General features: G+C 64.0%; 4 protein-coding genes. 2 read left to right on the plus strand and 2 right to left on the minus strand.

Features of this window, described 5'->3' with window-relative positions; translation table 11 throughout:
• Together F3J14_RS33820 and F3J14_RS33825 are read left to right on the plus strand one after the other, a co-directional pair.
• Positions 1–194 (plus strand): hypothetical protein (locus F3J14_RS33820; protein ID WP_166726610.1); only part of this gene is annotated, 194 nt, incomplete at its 5' end.
• Between the two features lie 84 nt (positions 195–278).
• Entirely contained in the window at positions 279–1418 is a 1140-nt protein-coding gene (locus tag F3J14_RS33825; protein ID WP_138846893.1) for a branched-chain amino acid ABC transporter substrate-binding protein, read from the plus strand.
• Between the two features lie 252 nt (positions 1419–1670).
• On the opposite strand, the gene F3J14_RS33830 is transcribed toward F3J14_RS33825, so the two are convergent.
• Together F3J14_RS33830 and F3J14_RS33835 are read right to left on the minus strand one after the other, a co-directional pair.
• The gene (locus F3J14_RS33830) at positions 1671–2081 is read right to left on the minus strand and encodes a hypothetical protein (RefSeq protein ID WP_166726611.1); all 411 of its coding nucleotides are present in this window, start codon (positions 2079–2081) and stop codon (positions 1671–1673) included.
• Between the two features lie 284 nt (positions 2082–2365).
• The gene (locus F3J14_RS33835) at positions 2366–3877 is read right to left on the minus strand and encodes an AMP-binding protein (RefSeq protein WP_166726612.1); all 1512 of its coding nucleotides are present in this window, start codon (positions 3875–3877) and stop codon (positions 2366–2368) included.
• Positions 3878–3964: the final 87 nt, after the last annotated feature.

Genomic DNA, 3964 nt, shown 5'->3' on the forward strand with positions numbered 1-3964 from the left:
TCGAACTGCAGACGCTCGTGAAGGACGTCGCGCAGCGCCCGGGCCCGATCGTATCGGTGCAGGGCGTGTCGGCGGGCGCGTTCGAGAACGGCGACGCGGAAGACTACGCGCTCGAGCGACTGCTGACCGAGCGCTCGGTCAGCGTGAATACGGCCGCGGCGGGCGGCAATGCAAATTTGATGACGATCGGCTGACCATCCTTGCCGTTCGGATCAAACAAAGGAAGCGGCAAGGCGATCCCGAAGCCGCTCCATTTACCCTGGTACCAAGGAGATGCTATGCAACACACGATGAAAAAGGTGGCAGGCGCGACGTTCGTCGCTGTCATGTCGCTGGCGGGGACGGCCCATGCGGACGACGTGAAGATCGGTTACGCAGGGCCGATGACGGGCGCCCAGGCTCACTACGGCAAGGATATGCAGAACGGGATCGCGCTCGCGCTGGAAGACTTCAACGCGACGAACCCGAAGATCGGCGGCAAGCCGGTGAAGTTCATGCTCGAGACGCAGGACGACCAGGCTGACCCGCGCACCGGCACGACGGTTGCGCAGAAGCTCGTCGACGACGGCATCAAGGGCATGCTCGGCCACTTCAACTCGGGCACGACGATCCCGGCCTCGCGCATCTACGCGAACGCCGGCATTCCGGAAATCGCGATGGCAACGGCGCCGGAATACACGCAGCAGGGTTACAAGACGACCTTCCGCATGATGACGTCCGACACGCAGCAGGGCTCGGTGGCGGGCACGTTCGCGTCGAAGGATCTCGGCATGAAGAAGATCGCGATCGTCGACGACCGCACGGCCTACGGCCAGGGTCTCGCCGACCAGTTCGAGAAGGCCGCGAAGGCTGGCGGCGCGACGATCGTCGACCGTGAGTTCACGAACGACAAGGCCGTCGACTTCAAGGCGATCCTGACCAAGCTGAAGGCGGCGAAGCCGGACCTCGTCTACTACGGTGGCGCGGATTCGCAGGCAGCGCCGATGGTCAAGCAGATGAAGGCGCTCGGCATGACCGCACCGCTGATGAGCGGCGAAATGGTGAAGACGCCGACGTTCCTGAAGATCGCGGGCAACGCGGCCGAAGGCACGATTGCGTCGCTGGCAGGCCTCCCGCTCGACGAAATGCCGGGCGGCAAGTCGTACGCCGAGAAGTACAAGAAGCGCTTCGGCGAAGACGTGCAGACCTACTCGCCGTACGCCTACGACGGCGCGATGGCGATGCTGAACGCGATGAAGAAGGCCGATTCGACCGATCCGGCGAAGTACCTGCCGGTGCTCGCGAAGACCGACATGGCCGGCGTCACGTCGACCCACGTTGCGTACGACGCGAAGGGCGACCTGAAGAACGGCGGCATCACGATGTACAAGGTCGAGAAGGGCGAGTGGAAGCCGCTGAAGAGCATCGGCGGCAAGTAAGCACGACGTGAGGCGCGGGCGGCGGTGACGGGTGCCCCCGCAACGCGTCAGCGCGCGCCTCATGCGAGAAAGCCACCGGGCCGTCAGGTCCGGTGGCTTTTTCTTTGATGGTCACGGCCACGTAGCGAATCTGAATCGTGTCGGCGATGGTTCAGCGGTGCGTTGCGGGATCATGCGGAGTGGGCATGTACCGGCAGGCGCGCCGCCTGTGTACGTCAATGCCTCATCGATGTGACTGGCGGCAGTGTGAGGTTACTTACCATCACAGCACTTGTTAGGGCAATCGGGCAGGAAGGAAATTTCCACACGCCGCCCATTATCCACGTCGCCATGCGAATAGACGCGAGCGCTCGTCTTAATAGTTCCGCGTAGAAAACCTAGTTGCTCCAACAGCGCATACGCGGTTTGCATTCGCGATTGTGCAAGGGACAGTGCCCTCTGTTCTCCTTCGTCGGCATGGCCGCTAATCAGTGTTGTTTCTTTGGTGACGTGATTTGCGTAATTGATTTTTTGCTCGTCTGCCCATTTTGCAATGCGAGCGATTTCGGAGTTCGATATGTGCGAGCTATCTGGCCAAAAGTAGATGTCGAAATTTTCGCCGGCGATGCATGCAAATGCCGGGCTGGAAGTGAGGAGGCATAGGCCAAGAAGAAATTTAAGCATTGTAAATTACGTATCCTGCAATACTGTCGACATTGTTGATTGCTTGATCCGGCTTCCCTGTCTGAGTAAATGGAATGACCTGCCTAGAGACGGTATTCCAGATAAGAAACGTCGATCAATCGGACGAATATGAGTCGGTAGCGGTAACTTCTATTACTTGTTCCATTCCACCTATTGCATTGACCGCGCATGCGGGAATGCCGTATCCCACTTTGATGAAAGATGGTTTCGCAAGGGGAATATGTGTGCGTGAGTTGTAAGTACGCTGGCCCGATCCTGGATACTCAGTCCGAGCGCCGCGTGCGCAACAAGAACTTCTGCACCTTCCCCGTCGGTGTGCGCGGCAGCGCCTGCACGAACACGAATTCGCGCGGGATCTTGTACGCGGCGAGCCGCTCGCCGCAGAACGCACGCAGCGCATCCGCATCGGGCGCGGTGCCCGCACGCAGCACGACATGCGCGACGACCGTCTCGCCCCAGTCCGGATGCGGGACGCCGACGACGGCGGCTTCCACGATTCCCGGATGCGCGCCGAGCACGTCCTCGACTTCCTTCGAATAGACGTTCTCGCCGCCCGTCACGATCATGTCCTTCAGCCGGTCGACGATGAACAGGTAGCCATCCTGATCGATTCGCGCGATGTCGCCGGTGCGGTACCAGCCGTCCGGCGCGAACGCGGCGCGCGTCGCGGCCGCGTCGTCGAGATAGCCGAGCATCATGCTGTCGGCCTTCAGCCAGATCTCGCCTGTGTCGCCCGCCTGCGCGTCGACGCCGTCGATCCGCACGACCCGCAGGTCGACGCCGGGGCCGCCCTGGCGGCCGATCGAGCCGGCCTTCGCGATCTGCTCGTCCGGATACAGCGTGGTGCCGGCCGGCCCCGTTTCGGTCATCCCGTATACCTGGAAGAACGCATTGCTGCGATACGCACGCGCGAGCCGCTCGGCCTGCGCGGTGCCGATCGGGCCGCCGCCGTACAGCCACGCGCGCACGCTCGACAGGTCGAATGCCGCGAAGCCGTCGATCGTGTCGAGCGGCAGCGTGTACGACACCGGCGCGCCGAAATACAGCGTCACGCGTTCATGCTCGACCGTCTGCAGGAAGCGCCACGGATGATATTCGCGCAGCAGCACGATGGTGCCGCCCGCGTACAGCGTGCCGCCGAACCAGTTGTTCAGCGGCGACGCGTGCCAGATCGGCATCGCCATCAGCGTGCGTTCGTTGCGGCCGATGCCGGTCGCGAGCGCCGCCGACATCGCCGCGAACGTCACCGTGCGGTGGCTGTGCACGCAGCCTTTCGGGCGGCCGGTCGTGCCGGACGTGTAGAGGATCTGCGCGATGTCGCCGTCGGCCGGCTCGATGCCCGCGACGCCGTCCATCGCCGCGCGCATTGCGTCGAAGTTCGGCACGCCGGCGGCATCGCCTTCGGTGACGAGCCGCCGCGCCGGATGGATCACGCGCGCCAGCACCGGCGCGAGCGCCGCGTCGAACAGGATCACCTTGCTGCGGCTGTGCTCGAGCAGGTAGTCGACTTCCGGCGCCTGCAACTTGTGGTTGATCGGCACGAACGCGGCGCCGAGCCGCCACGTGCCGAACATCAGGTCGACGAACGCGGGCGTGTTCAGGCACATCGCGGCGACCCGGTCGCCGGCCGCGATGCCGAGCGCGCTCAGCACGGCCGCCGCGCGGTGCGAGCGCTCGCGTGCCGCGGCGTAGGTGATCGTCGTGTCGTCGTGGATCAGGAACGGCTTGTCGGGCGTCGCGCGGGCGGCGCGGTCGAGGGCGGCGACGAGGTTCATCGGGGCTCCTGGCTGGGCAGGCGTGGCGGATGCGCGTGCAGTCGTCAGGCCGGGTACGCGCGCTGCAGCAACGCAGCGACGTCGAGC

The sequence above is a fragment of the Burkholderia sp. Tr-862 genome, assembly GCF_011753085.1.
In the GTDB taxonomy this organism is placed as follows: domain Bacteria; phylum Pseudomonadota; class Gammaproteobacteria; order Burkholderiales; family Burkholderiaceae; genus Burkholderia; species Burkholderia ambifaria.

What these genes read in the sequence shown, in the direction of transcription:
- F3J14_RS33835 (WP_166726612.1), bottom strand. Translation starts at nt 3,877, where the DNA reads ATGAACCTCGTCGCCGCCCTCGACCGCGCCGCCCGCGCGACGCCCGAC.
- F3J14_RS33825 (WP_138846893.1), top strand. Translation starts at nt 279, where the DNA reads ATGCAACACACGATGAAAAAGGTGGCAGGCGCGACGTTCGTCGCTGTC.
- F3J14_RS33830 (WP_166726611.1), bottom strand. Translation starts at nt 2,081, where the DNA reads ATGCTTAAATTTCTTCTTGGCCTATGCCTCCTCACTTCCAGCCCGGCA.